Genomic DNA, 16946 nt, shown 5'->3' on the forward strand with positions numbered 1-16946 from the left:
GGACGGGAAAGGCGGAAGGAGGCCGTCGCTGCCTCCTCCCGCCCGGGTTTCATCCCGCGTCGGGGACGGCGGGCTTGCCGCCGAGATACAGCGCGGCGAGGGTCGGATCGGCCAGGAGCTCGGATGCCGGACCTGAGATGTGCACGCGGCCGAGGTCGAGGACGCACCCGATGTCGGCGGTCTCCAGCGCGCGCCGGGCGTTCTGCTCGACGAGCAGCACGGCGGTGCCCGCATCGCGCATGCGCACGATCTGCTCGAACACCTTCTCGGTGGTCTTGGGGTCGAGACCCATCGACGGCTCGTCGAGGAGCACGACCTTGGGGCTGACCATGAGCGACCGTGCGAACTCGACCTGCTTCTGCTGGCCGCCCGAGAGCAGGCCGGCGAGCTGCTTCCACCGCTCCCCCACGATGGGGAAGAGGCTCTGCACGAACTCGACGCGCTCCTGGATGACCTTCTGATCCTTGAGCGTGAAGGCGCCGAGCATCACGTTCTCACCGACCGTCATCTCGCGGAACACGCTGTGTCCCTGCAGCACGTGCGCGAGCCCGTGACGCAGCATCGACTGCGGCCCCTCCCCCGTGATGTCTCGGCCGTCGACCTCGATCGTCCCCGACCGGGGCTTGAGCATGCCGCTGGCCACCTTGAGCACGGTCGACTTGCCGGCCCCGTTGGGGCCCACGAGGCAGACCACCGACCCGGGCGGCACTTCGACGGTGAGACCGCGCAGCACGAGCGCCGCACGGCCGTAGCCCGCCTCGATGTCGCGCAGCTCGAGCAGATTCTTCGCTTCAGACTCCAAGGTAGGCCTCCAGGACTCGGGGGTCTTGCTGGATGATCGCCGGGGTCCCCTCGGCGATCTGACGCCCGCGGTCGAACACCACGACGTGGTCGCACAAGCTCATGACCATCTCCATGTTGTGCTCGACGATGATGAACGTCTTGCCCTCGTCGTTGAGCTCGCGCACCAGGGTGGCGATGCGTCCGATGAGCGCGGGGTTCACGCCTCCCGCCGGCTCGTCGAGCATGATCGTGTCGGGTTCGGCCATGAGCACCCCCGCGAGCTCCAGCAGCTTCTGCTGGCCGTAGCTGAGGTTGCGCGCCTCGGCGTGCTCGAGGTGGTCGATGCCGACGCGTCGCAGCCATCCCCGCGCCCGTTCCAACTCGTCCGGGTCGGCTGCCGATCGGAGCTGATGCCAGACGCTCGGACTGCGTACCGCGACGAGCAGGTTCTCCATCACCGTCATGCGCGGGAACACCCGGCACAGCTGGAAGCTGCGTCCGATCCCGGCGCGGGCGATGCGGTCAGGCGACTTGCGGGTGATCGCCTGCCCCCGGTAGCGCACCTCTCCCGAGTCCGGCTTGATCATGCCGGTCACGCAGTTGAAGAAGGTGGTCTTGCCCGAGCCGTTCGGCCCGATCAGGCCGTTGACCTTGCCCTCCTGGAACGTGACCGTGGCACCGTCGACCGCTGTGACGCCGCCGAAGGACTTGGTCATCGAGACGGTGCTCAGGCTCTCGAGCGTCGTGGACTGTGCGGTGGGGGCGTTCATGACGAGGTCTCCTTCGTCGGGACATCCGCTGTTCGGGTCTTGTTCTGTTCGAGCAGTTCGCCGGCCGTCACCTCACGGATCGACGCCGCGTGGGACTTCCGGGTGAAGAGCCCCTTCACGGCCGGGATGATGCCGTCGGGCATGAAGAGCACGACGATTCCGAGCAGGATGCCGGTGGCGATGAGGTGGAACTGGGTGTCGCCGAACTCGAGCTTGAAGTACTCGAGCGCGATGCCGACGACGACGGCCCCGAGCAGCGGGCCGAAGAGATTCCGCACCCCGCCGAGCAACGCCATCAGCACCATGTACGAGCCGATCAGGATCGAGAACTGGAAGATCGGGTCGAGATCGCCGAACCACAGCGCGTAGAGTCCGCCGCCGAGCGCGACGAACAGCGCCGAGAGCACGTAGGCGATGAGCTTGTACCGCGTGGTCGGCACCCCGAGCGCCTGGGCCTTGTCCTCGTCCTCGCGGATCGACTTGAGCGCCGTTCCGAACTTGGACCGGTCGATGATCCACCACACCACGAGAGCTGCGGCCAGCAGCCCGGCGAACAGATAGTAGAAGATGCGGTGGTGCTCCGGCCGCAGCACGTCGAACGGACGTGGCACGTTCAGTCCCTCGGATCCGCCGGTCACGTCACGCCAGCTCTGGAACACCAGCAGCATGATCAGCACGAAGGCGATGGAGACGATCACGAACGAGGCGCCACGCACCCGGAGGGCGGCGATGCCGATCGGGATCGCGATGATCACGACGAGCACGGCGGCGAGGATCCAGGCCACGAACCCGGGAAGGTCGAGGAACTTGATCAGCAGTCCGGTGCCGTAGGCGCCGAGCCCGAAGTACGCGGCATGCCCGAGGGAGATGTAGCCCGTGAATCCGCCCATGAAGTTCCACCCCGTCGACAGCACGGCGTAGTTGAGGATCACGACGCCCGCCGAGAGGATGTACGGGTTCGGGGCGATGGTCGGGAAGGAGAGCACGAGCGCGGCCCCGACGATCAGGAGGACGATGCCCACCCACTTCGTGGAGGGGCGACGCACAGGGGCGGGTGGAGCGATCACGACCGTCTCGGTGGCGATCGGCTCTCTGCTAGAAGCGCTGGGCAAGACGACCTCCGAAGAAACCTTGCGGACGGAACATGAGCGTGGCGAAGAGCGCGACGTAGAACACCGTCTGCGCCCACGTCGGCCCCAGCGGAAGCTGGAGCAGGCTCTGCGCGACTCCGAGGATGAGAGCGGCGATGGCGGCACCGGGGATGCTGCCGAGTCCGCCCACGACGATGATCGCCATGAGCGGTCCGATCCAGTGCCAGTGCAGGGAGGGGTAGATCGTGGCGTCGAGCGAGAGCGCGGTGCCGCCGATCGCCGCGGTGGCGAGCCCGAGTCCGAATCCGTACCCGGCGACCCGATCGGTGTTGATGCCGACGAGCCGCGCAGCCTCGGGATGCTGGATCGTCGCCCGCAGCGCCTGACCGAACTTCGTGTACTTGAGCAGCACGAAAAGGAGCGCGAGGGCCACGGCCGCGAGACCGAACGCGATGAGCTTGACCACCGGCACCTGTGCGCCGAAGAAGTCGAGGCTCGCGCTGGCGTACGGCAGCGGGATGCGGCGCTGGGTCCCCGTGAAGAAGAACCCGAGAGCTCCCTCGATGATCAGCGCGACGGCGAAGGTGAGCAGCACCGACATCATGGTCAGAGTCAACGGCTTGAGTCGCGAGACGAGCAGCCGCTGCATCACGACGCCGGTCACGAAGAACAGGGGCACGGTGACGATGAGCGAGACGAGCGGATCGATGCCCGTCTCCCGGTTGAACCACCACGCGAGGTAGGCGGCCAGGATGAGGAAGGCCGAGTGCGCGATCATGACGACGCGCATGATCCCGAAGTACAGCGTGAGCCCGGCCGCCAGGAGGGCGTAGAGCCCTCCCAGCAGGACGCCGAGGATCAGGCTTTGCAGCAGCAGTGATCCACTCACGGGTGGATCACCACGTCGGCTTCGGGAAGAGGAAGTCGGCTTCCTTGACGTCCTCGGGGAGGACGATCAGGATCTCGCCGTCGATCCACTGCTGGATGAGGTGGGCGCCGGTGGGCTTGCCGGTCTCATCCCAGCTGAGCGGACCGACGACGGTCTCGACCTCGTTGTCGCGCAGCCAGTCGATGAGCTCCTGCTGGCACTCGCCCTGCTCGGCACAGCCGACGGCTTCCACCGCAGCGGCGACGACCTGACCGGTCGTGTAGGCGTTGGCCTCGTCCTCCGACGGCGGGTTGCCGTGCATCTCGGTGTACTTCTCGACGAACTCGATGTTGCTGGGGAACTGCGACTTCGGCGAGTACCCGGTGGGGGCGAGGATGCCCTCGCTCGCACCGCCGATGGCGGCGGCGAACTCGGGGTTGGTCGGAGCGGTGGAGAATGCGGCGAGCTCCGGCTGATAGTTGAGCTGCTGCAGCGCGATGATCAGGTTGACGGCGTCCTGATACTGCGTGCCGCCGATCACGATGTCGGCGTTCGACTGCGCGATCTTCGCCGCGATGGTGGAGAAGTCGGTGGTGTTCGGCGGGTACACCTCGTTCACGAGGATCTCGACGCCGGCATCCTCGAGCTTGTCCCTGAGGCCGTAGGCCGTGCCCTGCGCGAACGGGTCGTCCATCGAGGCGACGGCTGCCGTCTCCGGGCGTTCGCCCTCCGGGAGCGCGAGCAGGTAGTCGGCGAGGTTGTTGTAGTGGTCGTTCGCGATGGCGGGAGCGGCGTAGAAGAGGTTGTCGAAGCCCTGATCGAAGACTTCCTCCGCGGCACCGGCCGGCTCGACGAAGAGCATCCCGTACTCCTGCGCGACGCGGGCGGAGGGAACGACGAGACGTGTGGAGAACGGGCCGAAGACGAGGTCGACCCCGTCCTGCGCGATCAGCGATTCGTAGTCGGAGACGACCCGGTCGGCGTTGGACTGGTCGTCGAGGATCTTCAGTTCGACCCGTCGGCCCAGGAGGCCGCCGTTCTCATTGACGATGTCGCGCCAGGCTTCGTAACCGCGCTCGACGCCTTTGCCCGGCTCCGAGAAGTCTCCCGTGAGCGGCAGCGAGATGCCGATGACGATCGGATCGTCGGAGCCACCCCCCTCGGTTTGATCGCCGGTCGCCGAGCAGGCCGAAACCGTGAGCGCGGCGATCGACAGCGTTCCGATCGCTGCAGCGATCCGTCGACCGTATCTGGGTGCAGTCATCCGAGTCTCCTACGTCATCGTAGCGAAAGCGCTTTCGTAAGCGCTTCCGCCACTATAGTGGGACCGAAGAACGAAGAGCAACCTTCCGCGCAATCAGCGTTGATCTTGCTCCATGGGGGAGGTTTCGTGAAGCGTGAAGGGGCGCCACGACTCATCGATGTGGCCGAAGCCGCCGGGGTCTCGCTCGCGAGCGCGTCACGAGCCATGACCGGCGGCTCCGGAATCTCTCCGGAGGTGGCCGCGCATGTACGCGGGATCGCGACGCAGCTGGGATACGAACCCAACATGCACGCACGGGGCCTCGCCGGGGGGCTCGTACCGACGATCGGCCTCGTGGTGCACGAGATCGGCGACCCCTACTTCTCCGACATCGCGAGCGGCGTGATCCGCAGCGCGGCTCTCGAGAACCGTTCGGTGCAGATCGCCCAGGCCGACCGCACGCCCGACAGCGAGCTCGCGCAGGTGAAGTCGCTGCTGCGCCAACGCGTGGGGTCGATCATCATCGCCGGATCGGGATACGCCGATCCGGATCGCGAGCAGGGGATGTCCGAGGCGCTGCTGGACTTCACCCTGGCCGGCGGCCGTGCCGCGGTCATCGGCCGCCACCACCTGCCGGTCGATGCCGTACTGCCCGACAACCAGCGCGCCGGAGTCTCCGTCGGACGGCACCTCGCGGAACGGGGACACCGCCGGATCGGCGTCGTCGCCGGTCCACTCGACCTCAACACGGTCGCCGACCGTATCGCGGGCCTGCGTGAAGGCACGGACGGCACCGGCGTCGAGCTGACGGTGGTGTCCAAGGCATTCACCCGCGAGGGCGGCATCGAAGGCGCCCGCGAGCTCCTCGACCGCGACGTCACCGCCATCGTCGGGCTCAACGACGCGATGGCGATCGGCATCCTCAGCGAGCTGCGGCAGCACGGCATCCGGGTACCCGACGAGATGTCGGTCGTGGGCTTCGACGACATCGCCGTCGCCGCGGACGTGGCCCCCGCCCTCACCACCGCGCGTATCCCGATGTTCGAGATGGGCCAGCACGCCGTCTCCCTCATCCTCCGCCCCGCGAGCGACGAGGCGCGGACGATCGAGACCGCGCACGAGCTCATCATCCGTCAGTCGTCGGGCCCGCCCCGCGGCTGAGCGGACACCCACGCGGATGTCTCACGCGACGCTTAGAATGAGGGGGCGGAGGGAGGCAGACATGACGATCGCTCAAGCTCGATCACGTCGGGTCGAAGACACGATTCACAGCGCAGAGATCGAGGGCCTGGAGGTCACGCCCGAGACCCGTGCTGACGCCGACTCCTACGTTGCAGGAACGATCGACTCGGATGAGCTCGTGGATCGGGTGCGCGCACGGTATGGACTCTCCTGAGTTCACCGACCCCTATCTGATTCCGCACAGCAATGTGCTCCGGAACCTCGTCGGAGCCGCAACAGCCGAGACGCTCGCCGCCGCTGAGGCCGACCTCTCCTTCGCCCGTGCGCTACAGCTCCTCGATGCACCTGTCACCCCGACCAACGATCTCCGGGAGCTCCAGGCAATCCACCGGCACCTCTTCCAAGACCTCTATGACTGGGCGGGGAGTCTCCGCACGGTTGATGTTCGCAAGAACGTTCCCGGCGCTGACTGTTTCCTCCCTTACGGCTTCATCGAGCGTGCGTCCGGCATCTGCTTCTCCGAACTCGCCGCCGATCACTTCCTGGCCGGCCTGCCTCGCGCTTCCTTCGTCGAGCGGCTCGCCTACCACTACGAGAAGATCAACTACATCCACCCCTTCCGCGAGGGGAATGGGCGGACCCAGCGCATCTTCTGGAATCGCGTTGCGCTCGAAGCGGGCTGGCAACTCGACTGGCGCCCGGTCCACGGCGAGGAGAACCACCTGGCCGCGCGAATCGGGTCCGATGACCAGGACCTCCGTCCCCTCATCTCTATGTTCGACAGGATCGTCACGGAACCCGATACCTTCGACTCTGCCGGCTGGACGGCCGACGAGATACGACGCCTCTCGATCAATCGATCGGATGATCGAGGCACGCACGCCTGATCCAGCCGATCCCCCCTCGTCCGAGCCACCCCGGGCTGAGGGACTGTCGTGGACCGTCAGGAGTTGCCGGCCGTCGACTCCAGCTTCGCCATCACCTGGTTGATCGTGAACGACGCCGATTCCTGCCGTGCCGGGAACTCGACGAGCGTCTGCAGCATCCGCGCGACGTACGCCTGTGCCGGGACGAACAGGAAGACGTGGTCGAGCACCCAATCCCAATAGGTGTTCGATGTGATGTCGGCACGCTCGTATGGATCGGTGCGGAGGTTGAACAGCTTCGGGAAGCGCAGCTCGATGTAGGGCTCCTGCCACACCTGCAGCGTCCCCACGGCACGCTGCTCGAGGAACACGAGCTTCCAGTTCTCGAAGCGCAGCGCCGTGAGGTCGCCGTCGTCCGAGACGTAGAAGAAGTGTCGACGTGGGCTGTGCTCGACGGCACCCGTTATGTAGTCCAGTTGGTTGTTCCCGTCCAGGTGCACCGTGAAGTCCGTGCCGTGCAGCTCTGTTCCCGCCTTCAACCGCTCGGCGATATCGGTGTCTCCGACGGCGGCCAACAGCGTGACGAACCAGTCGTTGTGGCTCACGATGCCGTTGAGCGTCGTACCGGCGGGGATGTGTCCGGGCCAGCGGACCATCGCGGGCACGCGGTACGCGCCCTCCCAGTTGGAGTTCTTCTCATTGCGGAACGGGGTCATACCCGCATCCGGCCAGCTGTTCATGTGCGGGCCGTTGTCGGTGGAGTACATGACGATCGTGTTCTCGGCGAGCCCGAGCTCGTCGAGCAGATCGAGCAGACTCCCCACGACGTCATCGTGGTCGAGCATCGTGTCGTGATAGTTGGACTGCCAACGCCCGGCCCGCCCCTTGCTCTCCTTCTTGGTGTGGGTGCGGAAGTGCATGTGCGTCGAGTTGAACCAGACGAAGAAGGGCGTATCATCCTCGGCCTGGGCGCGGATGAAGTCGGCGGCCGCATCGCGGAACTCCTCGTCGACGGTCTCCATGCGCTTCTTCGTCAACGGACCGGTGTCCTCGATCCGCTGGGTGCCGTCCTCGTTCGCCCACGAGTGGAGCACACCCCGCGGGCGGAACTTCTCACTGAAGCCCGGGAATTCCTCGTCGGTCGGATAGTCGGGGTGCTCCGGCTCCTCCTCGGCATTGAGGTGGTACAGGTTGCCGAAGAACTCGTCGAAGCCGTGCGCGGTCGGCAGATGCTCGTCACGGTCACCGAGGTGGTTCTTGCCGAACTGCCCGGTGGCGTAGCCGTGGTGCTTGAGCGCGTCGGCGATCGTGGGGTCTTCGGGTTGCAGACCCAGCTTCGCCCCCGGCATCCCGACCTTGGTGAGTCCGGTGCGATACGGGTTCTGGCCGGTGATGAAGGCCGCGCGCCCCGCGGTGCAGCTCTGCTCGCCGTAGTAGTCGGTGAATTTCACACCCTCGTCGGCGATACGGTCGATGTTCGGCGTTCGATAGCCCATGAGGCCGTCGGAGTACGTGCTCAGGTTGCTGATGCCGATGTCATCGCCCCAGATGATGAGGATGTTGGGCTTGTCAGCCATGACGACTCCTTGCTTCGACGCGTGAGACGGGGCGATCGCCCTCGCTCGAAGCCAAGCACCTTCTCGCGGCTGTGCCCAGGGCGCCTCACTCGGAGCGGGTGAGACGGAATCCGATGTGCGACATACCGGTGTCCTCGGCCTGCGGCGAGCGCGCAGCCGGGCGGAAGCGCAGGCAGTAGTCCGGTGAGCAGAGGTGCGACCCACCCTTGAGCACGCGGCGCGGGATGTCGGGGAAACCCTCCTGCGCGCTGGCGACGGCGAGCAGGTTGGTGCGCTTGCCGGCGTCGACGGGGGTGTCGGAGAGGCGGATGTGCCGAGGGGTGTAGAAGTCGGTCGTCCACTCCCAGACGTTCGCGATCATGTCGTAGAGGCCGTAGCCGTTCGGGGGGTACGAGCCGACCGGCGCCGTACCTCCCACGCCCTGGTTGTCGTAGGGGAAACGTCCGAGCCACGAGTTCGCCTGGGCGATGCCGCCCGGGTAGGCCTCGTCGCCCCAGGCGAAGGGGGCGCCGTCCACTCCCCCGCGTGCCGCGTACTCGTGCTCGGCTTCGGTGGGCAGCCGCATCCCCACCCAGTCGGCGTAGGCGACCGCGTCTTCGAACGCGACATGCACGACCGGATGCTGCAGGCGATCGTCGATCGTCGAGTCGGGTCCGAACGGACGACGCCAGTACGCGCCGGGCTGCCAGCGCCACCAATTGCGCCAATCGCCCAGGTTCGTCGGCCCGGAGGTCGGTGTGAACACCATCGCGCCCGGCACGAGATCGGCGGGATCGGCGCCGGGGAACGCGGCAGGATCGAGCTCGCGCTCGGCGACGGTGACGTACCCGGTGGCGTCGACGAACTCGGCGTACTGTGCGTTCGTCACCTGGTAGCGGTCGATGAAGAACGAAGCGACCTCACGCCGGTGCGCCGGGCGCTCGTCGGGATAGAAGTCGTCTGACCCCATCAGGAAGGTCCCGCCCGGGATGTGGACCATATCGCGCGCGTTCGTCACGTGCTCAGCGTAGTGTCCGGGCTCTGCGACATCCGGACCGATCTGGAAAGATCATCCGCATGATCACCGTTCATCTGCGCTACGAGATCGACCCCGACAAGCTGGACGACTTCACCGAGTACGGGCGCACCTGGATCCGGCTCGTGGAGAAGCACGGCGGCACCCACCACGGCTACTTCCTGCCGAGCGAAGGCGACAGCGACGAGGCCTTCGCACTGTTCACCTTCCCGTCCCTCGCGGAGTACGAGGTCTACCGGACGGCCTCGAAGACCGACCCGGAGTGCGTCGAGGCGTTCGACTTCGCGCGCAGGACGCGGTGCATCCGCCGCTATGAGCGCCGCTTCCTCAGTCCGGTCTTCGAGGGGGTGTAGGCATGAACCCGCCGGCCGTCGACGTCTCGGCGCTCACGGACGTCGCCACGCTGTCGACCCCGCGACTTCGCCTCGAACCCCTGGGCGTCGCCCACCTCGACGGCGTGTGGGAAGGGTTGCTCGACGACGAGAGCATGCGGCTCACGGGCACGCGTCAGGTGTTCACCCGCGAGGCGGTGGTGCGACACCTCGATTCCCTCGCCGACCGCGACGACCGCGCCGACTGGGCGATCATCGAGCTCGGCTCCGAGGAGTACGTCGGCGAGATCGTCCTCAACGAGCTGGAGTCGGACGATGCGTCGATGAACTTCCGCATCGCGCTGAATCCCGGCCGGCTCGGGCGCGGCTTCGGCACCGAGGCGACCCGCGCCGTTCTCGATCACGCGTTCGACCGCATCGGGCTTCACCGCGTGAGTCTCGACGTCTTCTCGTTCAACCCCCGCGCGCAGCGCTCCTACGAAAAGGCAGGGTTCCGGTACGAGGGCCGCCAACGCGACACGCTGTTCTGGGACGGCGAGTGGGTCGACTCGATCCTCATGTCGGTCTTGAGCACCGACGAGCGGCCCGCCGCTCCCGAAGCCGCTGACATCGCGGATCGCCCCGAGAGAACCGCGGTTCCGAGGCACCTGAGCGACTTCCCATTGCACGCGTCCGTCGCCGTGTCGGACATCGACCGCGCCGTCACCTTCTATGAGGGCACTCTGCGGCTCCCCCTGGCACGGTCGGGTCCGAGCGCGCGGATCTCGGGTGGCAGTCGCGTCTATCGCTCAGGCGGCGACGAGGCATTGCACGTCTATCAGTCGACGACCGCAGGCACCTCGCAGGCGACCGTCGCGACCTGGCACGTCGACGACCTGGATCAGGTCGTCGACGAGCTCGCGGCGAACGACCTCGATTTCCTGCGCTACGACGGACTCAGCCACGATGCTCGGGGCATCACGGCGAGGGCCGGCGGAGGTCGGATCGTGTGGTTCGCAGACCCCGATGGCAACACGTTCGCCCTGGAGAGCGACCGCTGATCGCCGCTGCTCCGACGCGGGTTCTTCGGAAGTGCCGTCGGATCCGGGTCGGAGGTGCCGGCGCCGGGCTGCGGTCAAGACGAGGCCCGACCGGCGACCGCGCGCGATCGACGAGCGCGTGCGGGCGGAGTGATCAGCCCGCCGCGATCCACGATCGCGTGAAGCCGAGCACGCCGCTGCCGTCGGTGTCGGCGAGCGAGACGCCGACGAACCGCGTCGCCCCCTCCGAGCTCTGCCAGCGAAAGCGGTATTCGTCGGAGAGGACTGCCGCCGCGATCGCCGCCCCCGCGGATTCGGCGGACTGCGCGTTCGCGAAGGCCCCGGTGCTGCGCGCGATGTACGCATCCAGGAGCGAACCGTAGGGACCACCGCTCTCCGGCCGGATCGCGTTCTCGACGAAGGCGCTGGCGACCGCGGCTGGCTCGATCACGCTGATCCCGACACCGAAGCGCTCGGCGACCACCGCGAGCGACTGCATGAAGCCCTCCACGGCGAACTTCGCCCCGCAGTAGGCGTCGGCGAACGGCTGGCCGACCGCCCCGCCGACACTCGTCACGGTGAGGATGCGGCCGTTGCCACGCTCGCGCATCCCCGGCAGCACGAGCTTGGCGAGGTTGACCGGCGCCAGGTAGTTGATGTCGAGCTGCGCCTGGATCTGCTCCATCGTCAGCTGCTCGGCGGTGGCGACGTTCCCCTGTCCGGCGTTGTTCACCAGGACGCGGATGCCGCCGAGCTCCGCCTCGATCTCGGCCACCAGCCGGGCCGCGGCCGCATGATCCACGACATCGAGGGCGCGCACGTCGACCTCGACGCCCGCCTCGGCCGCAGCGTCCCGCAACGCCCCGGCCTTCCCGGTGTCGCGCATGGTCGCGACGACGTGCAGGCCTCGTCGTGCCAGTTCGACGGCGGCGTGGAGTCCCATTCCGGACGAGGTGCCGGTGATCAGTGCGATGTCGTTCATCAGGCGACTCTACGACCCGCGGTCCGGAATCCCCTGACGGTCACGACCCTGGACTGACGCATGCACCCGCTTCCAGCTAACTTGCACGTTGATGTGCACGTAATGTGTAAACTCGTCCTGTGAAACAGAGCTGGCGGGTCTACAAGCGCGACGTCAAGAGACTCTCCCGCGTCCCCAAAGCGTGGATCATCATCATCGGGGTGCTCATCACCCCTGCCCTGTACGCATGGTTCAACATCAACGCGTTCTGGGACCCCTACGCCCACACCGCGAACATCCGCGTGGCGGTCGTCGACCTCGACGAGGGCGCCACCTCCGACCTCACCGGCCACATCGACATCGGCGCGCAGGTGACGGAGCAGCTCGAGGACGACGACCAGCTCGGCTGGACCTTCATGGGCGAAGACGAGGCCCAGGAGGCCGTGAAGAAGGGCGACGTCTATGCGGCCATCGTCATCCCCGCCGCATTCAGCGAAGACCTGCTCAGCATCACCAGCGGCGACTTCACGCAGCCGTCGCTGCAGTATTACGTCAACGAGAAGGCCGGGGCGATCGCGCCGAAGATCACCGACGTCGGCGCCTCCGAGCTCGACAAGCAGGTCACGAGCGCGTTCAAGGAGCAGGTGGCACTCGCGGCGACGAACGCGCTCAAGGACGTCGGCGACTCCACCGAGCTGCGGCTGCTGAACGCGAGGGACAACACCCTCGATGCGTTCGACCAGGCGACACAGACACTCGCCTCGGCCCGCGAGAACCTCGCCGAGACCCAGGACGGGCTCGCCTCCTCGCGCGGCACGCTCTCGTCCGCACGGAACACGCTCGGCGACGTCGACAAGACGCTCGGCGATGTGCAGAAGTCGCTCGCCCAGACGCAGTCGATCATCGCGGAGACGCAGAAGGAGGTGATCGCGTTCAGCGACAGTGCCACCACCGCGTTCCTGCGGGGCACGACGCTGCTCGCCGACGTCTCATCGAAGGCGAACGTCTCGATCACCCGTCTCACCCAGAGCCTCGTGCAGGCGGGGGTGCGCATCGACGCCGGGATCGACGACGTCTCGAACGTGCTGAAGGCGAACGAGGCTGCGGTCACCCGGCTGCAGGCGCTCCTGGACGACACCGATCTCAGCGAGGACACGAAGCAGCGCCTGACCGAGGTCATCGCCTCGCTGCAGCAGCGCAACGCCACCGACCAGCAGCTGCTCGCCGACCTCAAGGACCTCAAGACCGCCGCCTCCGACACGGTGCGCTCCGTTCAGGCGACAGCCGACGCGGTCGACCAGGCGATGCAGGACACCCGCGACGCTTCATCGGCGATGCGCGACATCCTCACCCGCACCGTCCCCTCACTGAACAGCGCCATGTCGCAGCTGTCGGCGAGCGTCGGATCGTTCTCAGGGGCGCTGGACGCGCAGAAGGGCGTCCTCGCACAGGCCGATCAGCTGCTGGCAGGGTTGGACTCGCAACTCGTCGCCACCTCGTCGGCACTGGAGAGCTTCGACAACGACCTCGCGGGCATCGAGCAGGGTCTGCAGACGTCGCGCACCGACGTCGTCGCGCTAAACGCTGCATCCGAATGGGGCCTGCTCGGTACCCTGACCGATCTGGAACCCGAGCAGATCGCCCAGTTCATCTCCTCTCCGGTCGAGGTCGACGAGCACCTGGTGTTCCCGGTCGACACCTACGGGTCGGCGATGGCCGCGCTCTTCACGAACCTCTCGCTGTGGATCGGCTCCTTTGTGCTGATGGTGATCTTCCGCGTCGAGGTCGACACGGAGGGCGTCGAGGGCGTCACGGTGCGCGAGGCCTACTTCGGCCGCTTCTTCCTCTTCGCGACGCTCGCCGTGGGCCAGGCGCTGATCGTGTGCATCGGAAACCTCATCATCGGCGTGCAGACCGTGAGCGCCGCCGCGTTCGTCGGCACCGGTGTGCTCATCGCCCTCGCGTACGTGAGCATCATCTACGCCCTCTGCGTCGCGTTCGGGCACGTCGGCCGCGGTCTGTGCATCCTGCTGGTGATCATGCAGATCCCCGGTGCGTCCGGCCTGTACCCGATCGAGCTGATGCCCGGATTCTTCCGTGCGATCTATCCCCTCCTCCCATTCTCCTACGGCATCGACGCCATGCGGGAGACGATCGGGGGCTTCTACGACGGCCACTACTGGCGCTTCCTCGGCGCCCTCGCCGTGTTCGTCGCCCTCGCCTTCCTCCTTGGACTCGTCCTGCGTCGCCGCCTCGCGAACTTCACCCTGCTCTTCAACCGGCAGGTGCTCTCGACCGACCTCCTCATCGGCGAGAAGGTGCAGGTCGTCGGCAGCGGATACCGGCTCACCGACGTCATCCGGGCGCTGTCGAACCGCGCCGAGTACCGCGACGACCTCGCTCGGCGGGCCGAGCCGTTCACACGCCGCTACCCGACGCTGCTGAAGGCGACAGTGCTCACGGGTGTCGCGGGGCTCGTCGTTCTCGGCGTCCTCACCTGGGCGCTCCCCGGATCGAAAGCGCTGCTGCTGGGACTGTGGACCCTCTGGATACTGCTCGTGATCGGGTTCCTCGTGGCCATCGAGTACATCAAGCACAGCTTCGAGCACGGCGCAGAGGTCGCTGCTCTCGACGACGCCGAACTGCGCCAGCTCGCTCTCGCCGGCCCCGCCGGCCCTGCAGCGGTTCTGCGACCCACGGCTGATGAGTCGTCCGCCACCGTCCCGTACGTACCGGTCGCCCCGGTCGCCCCGGTCGCACCGGTCGCACCCGCTGAGGCGGATGACCGGGACACCTCCGAGGCGCCGCTCGCCGGCGCCGAGGCCGACGCACTGCTCACGGAGTGGTTCGATCCGGAAGCACAGTCGGAGACCACCGGCGACACGGAAGCGGAACCGGAGGCCGACCCCGCGGCTTCCGAGCCGACGGAGGAAGCGACCGCCACCGAGGCGGCCGACGACCCGCTCCCCCCGGAGGAAGAAGCACCCACCGCAGACGACGAGCCCGCCGACGACGAGCCCACAGAAGGGGAGGACCGCGCGTGAAGGACATCCTGCACCTGACGGCTCGCGACATCCGTCACGCGACCCAGAACGTGATGGCGTGCATCGTTCTGTTCGGCCTGGTCGTCATCCCCTCCCTGTTCACCTGGTTCAACGTCATCGCCAGCTGGGACCCGTTCGCGAACACCAAGGACCTGAAGATCGCCGTCGCCAGCACCGACGCCGGGTACGAGAGCGACCTGGTCCCGATCCGGGTGAACGTCGGCGAGCAGGTCCTCTCCCAGCTCCGCGGGAACGACCAGCTCGACTGGGTGATCACCGATGAGCACGACGCGATCGATGGGACCAAGGCGGGCGAGTACTACGCCGCCATCGTGCTGCCCGAGACGTTCAGCGCCGACATGCTGACGTTCTACGCCGACGGCGGCGACCGCACGCACATCGCGCTCTACACGAACGAGAAGAAGAACGCCCTGGCGCCGAAGATCACCGGCCAGGGCGCGGAGGGAGTGTCGTCCGCGATCAGCGACACGTTCGCCGAGACACTCGGCGACGTGGCGCTCGGCCTCGTCTCGTCGATGTCGGACTACCTCACCGATGAAGACACGCAGGCGACGCTCACGCGCATCGAGACTCGACTGGGAAGCGTGGGCGCTCAGCTGCGCTCGGGCGCGCGCACGGCCGACACGTTCACGGCCCTGCTCGAGACGAGCCGACCGCTGCTGGACAGCGCGTCGGCCCTGGTCGACGAGGCCGGCGACGCGTTCTCGGACACCTCGGGCGCTCTCGGCAGCGGAGTGGATGCGGCGAGCACGCTGAAATCGACCCTGCAGACGGCGGCGCAGTCGCTGGCGGACGCCCTCGCGGCCACATCGAACAGCTACGACGCGGTGGGCCAGCGCATCGACGAGCTCTACGCAGGTGCCGCCTCGCTCAGCGGCAGCCAGGTGCAGGCGATCACCACGCTCGCGGAGCGCGTGCAGCAGCAGATCGATCAGTATGCCGCGGTGAAGAACACGCTGGTGACGCAGGTCGGACCGAACCTTCCCGAATCCGCCCAGCCCGACTTCGACGCCGTGATCAGCCGACTCGACGAGGCGATCGCGCGGCAGCAGGCGCTGCAGCAGCGCCTGCAGACTGCGGCGACCGAGATCGCGGCCGGCAACGACTCGGCACAGAGCTCGCACCAGGAGATCACGGCGGCGATCGCCGAGGCCAAGAAGGCGATCGCCGACGCCCGGAGCACCTACGACGACGGGCTGAAGGCGCAGCTGAACGCCCTGTCGTCCACGCTCACGCAGATCGGGTCCGATGTGTCGGCGATCCGCTCCGACCTGTCCGGCATCACCTCCGGGCTGTCCGGAGCATCCGACTCCGTGCTGTCGACGCTGTCGCGAGCGCAGGAGGCCACGACGCAGCTGTCCGCATCGTTGAACGCCCTGGCCGACAGGTTCGACACCGTGCAGCAGTCGATCGCGAAGGCCGCGGACACCGGCGATCTCAGCGCGCTGATCGGCGCCGATCCGGGTGTGCTGGCCACGTCGCTCGCCGAGCCCGTGCGCCTCGATCGCACCGCGGTCTTCCCCGTGGCCGGGTTCGGTGCGGCCATGGCCCCGCTGTACATGATCCTCGCCCTGTGGGTCGGTGCCCTTCTGATGACGGTGACGATCCGCGTCGATGTGAACGCCGAGACGCTCCCCGACCGCCCCGAACTCACGCCGACGCAGAAGTACCTCGGCCGCTACGGCATCTTCGGTCTGGTCGGTCTCGCGCAGAGCACGTTGCTGACGCTCGGCCTGATCCTCTTCGTCCAGATCGAACCCGCGCATCCGCTTCTGCTGATTCTGGCCGGGTGGGCGATCTCGACCGTGTTCACGCTCATCGTGTACACGGCGGTGGTCGCGTTCGGCAACGCGGGCAAGGCGCTCGCCGTGCTGCTGCTCGTGATCCAGATCTCCGGGTCGGGCGGTGCGTACCCCCTGCAGCTGCTTCCGGACTGGTTCCAGAGCGTCAGTCCCTTCCTCCCCGCGACCTATGCCGTGAACATGGTGAGATCGACGATCGCCGGCGTCTACCAGGCCGACTTCTGGTGGGCGCTCGGCGCACTCGCGCTGTTCATCGTTCCGGCGCTGCTCCTCGGACTCGTGCTGCGGCGTCCGTTGATGACCTACAACCGCAAACTGGTCGAGGCGCTCGCGTCGACCAAGCTGATGTCCTGATCCCCGCGCCCCCGAAGG

General features: G+C 67.2%; 15 protein-coding genes. 7 read left to right on the forward strand and 8 right to left on the reverse strand.

Going from position 1 to position 16946, the window contains the following annotated elements:
- Positions 1 to 49: 49 nt before the first annotated feature.
- Genes GZ64_RS0116045 through GZ64_RS0116065 form a run of 5 tightly spaced genes read right to left on the reverse strand, consistent with a single transcriptional unit; the run spans position 50 to position 4776 of the window.
- Positions 50 to 802: an ABC transporter ATP-binding protein gene (locus GZ64_RS0116045; RefSeq protein WP_029267595.1), complete on the reverse strand. Its 753-nt coding sequence runs from the start codon at positions 800 to 802 to the stop codon at positions 50 to 52.
- Positions 792 to 1553: an ABC transporter ATP-binding protein gene (locus tag GZ64_RS0116050; protein ID WP_029267597.1), complete on the reverse strand. Its 762-nt coding sequence runs from the start codon at positions 1551 to 1553 to the stop codon at positions 792 to 794. Before GZ64_RS0116050 ends, GZ64_RS0116045 begins: the two co-directional genes overlap by 11 nt.
- On the reverse strand, positions 1550 to 2665 hold the full coding sequence (locus GZ64_RS0116055; RefSeq protein WP_231479916.1) for a branched-chain amino acid ABC transporter permease: 1116 nt from the start codon (positions 2663 to 2665) through the stop codon (positions 1550 to 1552). Before GZ64_RS0116055 ends, GZ64_RS0116050 begins: the two co-directional genes overlap by 4 nt.
- On the reverse strand, positions 2649 to 3533 hold the full coding sequence (locus tag GZ64_RS0116060; RefSeq protein WP_029259909.1) for a branched-chain amino acid ABC transporter permease: 885 nt from the start codon (positions 3531 to 3533) through the stop codon (positions 2649 to 2651). The genes GZ64_RS0116055 and GZ64_RS0116060 overlap by 17 nt, the downstream gene beginning before the upstream one ends.
- Before the next feature lie 7 nt (positions 3534 to 3540).
- Positions 3541 to 4776, reverse strand: coding sequence for an amino acid ABC transporter substrate-binding protein (locus tag GZ64_RS0116065; RefSeq protein WP_197020539.1), 1236 nt, complete (start codon positions 4774 to 4776; stop codon positions 3541 to 3543).
- 126 nt (positions 4777 to 4902) lie between these two features.
- Between GZ64_RS0116065 and GZ64_RS0116070 the strand changes: the two genes are divergently transcribed.
- The 3 genes from GZ64_RS0116070 to GZ64_RS0116080 all read left to right on the forward strand — a co-directional run bounded on the left by GZ64_RS0116070 (position 4903) and on the right by GZ64_RS0116080 (position 6824).
- Positions 4903 to 5916, forward strand: coding sequence for a LacI family DNA-binding transcriptional regulator (locus GZ64_RS0116070; RefSeq protein WP_029267606.1), 1014 nt, complete (start codon positions 4903 to 4905; stop codon positions 5914 to 5916).
- Positions 5917 to 5977: 61 nt separating this feature from the next.
- Complete coding sequence (locus GZ64_RS19525) at positions 5978 to 6151, forward strand: antitoxin VbhA family protein (RefSeq protein WP_168441008.1); 174 nt, start codon at positions 5978 to 5980, stop codon at positions 6149 to 6151.
- A complete protein-coding gene (locus GZ64_RS0116080; RefSeq protein ID WP_081859777.1) occupies positions 6138 to 6824 on the forward strand; it encodes a Fic/DOC family protein in 687 nt (228 codons plus the stop codon). The genes GZ64_RS19525 and GZ64_RS0116080 overlap by 14 nt, the downstream gene beginning before the upstream one ends.
- A 56-nt stretch (positions 6825 to 6880) precedes the next feature.
- Here GZ64_RS0116080 and GZ64_RS0116085 read toward each other — a convergent pair whose 3' ends face one another.
- Both GZ64_RS0116085 and GZ64_RS0116090 read right to left on the reverse strand, forming a co-directional pair.
- Entirely contained in the window at positions 6881 to 8380 is a 1500-nt protein-coding gene (locus tag GZ64_RS0116085) for an arylsulfatase (RefSeq protein WP_029267611.1), read from the reverse strand.
- Positions 8381 to 8465: 85 nt separating this feature from the next.
- Complete coding sequence (locus tag GZ64_RS0116090) at positions 8466 to 9359, reverse strand: formylglycine-generating enzyme family protein (protein ID WP_021201277.1); 894 nt, start codon at positions 9357 to 9359, stop codon at positions 8466 to 8468.
- Positions 9360 to 9436: 77 nt separating this feature from the next.
- On the opposite strand from GZ64_RS0116090, the gene GZ64_RS0116095 reads away from it, so the two are divergent.
- Together GZ64_RS0116095 and GZ64_RS20235 are read left to right on the forward strand one after the other, a co-directional pair.
- Positions 9437 to 9748 carry an NIPSNAP family protein gene (locus GZ64_RS0116095; protein ID WP_021201278.1) on the forward strand — a complete coding sequence of 104 codons (312 nt, stop codon included), beginning with the start codon at positions 9437 to 9439 and terminating at the stop codon, positions 9746 to 9748.
- A 2-nt stretch (positions 9749 to 9750) separates the two neighbouring features.
- Positions 9751 to 10767, forward strand: coding sequence for a GNAT family N-acetyltransferase (locus GZ64_RS20235; protein WP_231479917.1), 1017 nt, complete (start codon positions 9751 to 9753; stop codon positions 10765 to 10767).
- Between the two features lie 133 nt (positions 10768 to 10900).
- On the opposite strand, the gene GZ64_RS0116110 is transcribed toward GZ64_RS20235, so the two are convergent.
- The gene (locus tag GZ64_RS0116110) at positions 10901 to 11728 is read right to left on the reverse strand and encodes an SDR family NAD(P)-dependent oxidoreductase (RefSeq protein WP_021201280.1); all 828 of its coding nucleotides are present in this window, start codon (positions 11726 to 11728) and stop codon (positions 10901 to 10903) included.
- Between the two features lie 119 nt (positions 11729 to 11847).
- Here GZ64_RS0116110 and GZ64_RS0116115 point away from each other — a divergent pair, with 119 nt between their 5' ends.
- Both GZ64_RS0116115 and GZ64_RS0116120 read left to right on the forward strand, forming a co-directional pair.
- A complete protein-coding gene (locus GZ64_RS0116115; RefSeq protein ID WP_029267613.1) occupies positions 11848 to 14751 on the forward strand; it encodes a YhgE/Pip domain-containing protein in 2904 nt (967 codons plus the stop codon).
- A complete protein-coding gene (locus GZ64_RS0116120; protein ID WP_029267615.1) occupies positions 14748 to 16928 on the forward strand; it encodes a YhgE/Pip domain-containing protein in 2181 nt (726 codons plus the stop codon). Before GZ64_RS0116115 ends, GZ64_RS0116120 begins: the two co-directional genes overlap by 4 nt.
- The last annotated feature ends 18 nt before the right edge of the window (positions 16929 to 16946 follow it).

The sequence above is a fragment of the Microbacterium sp. Cr-K32 genome, assembly GCF_000708345.1.
GTDB classification, from domain to species: Bacteria; Actinomycetota; Actinomycetes; order Actinomycetales; family Microbacteriaceae; genus Microbacterium; species Microbacterium maritypicum_A.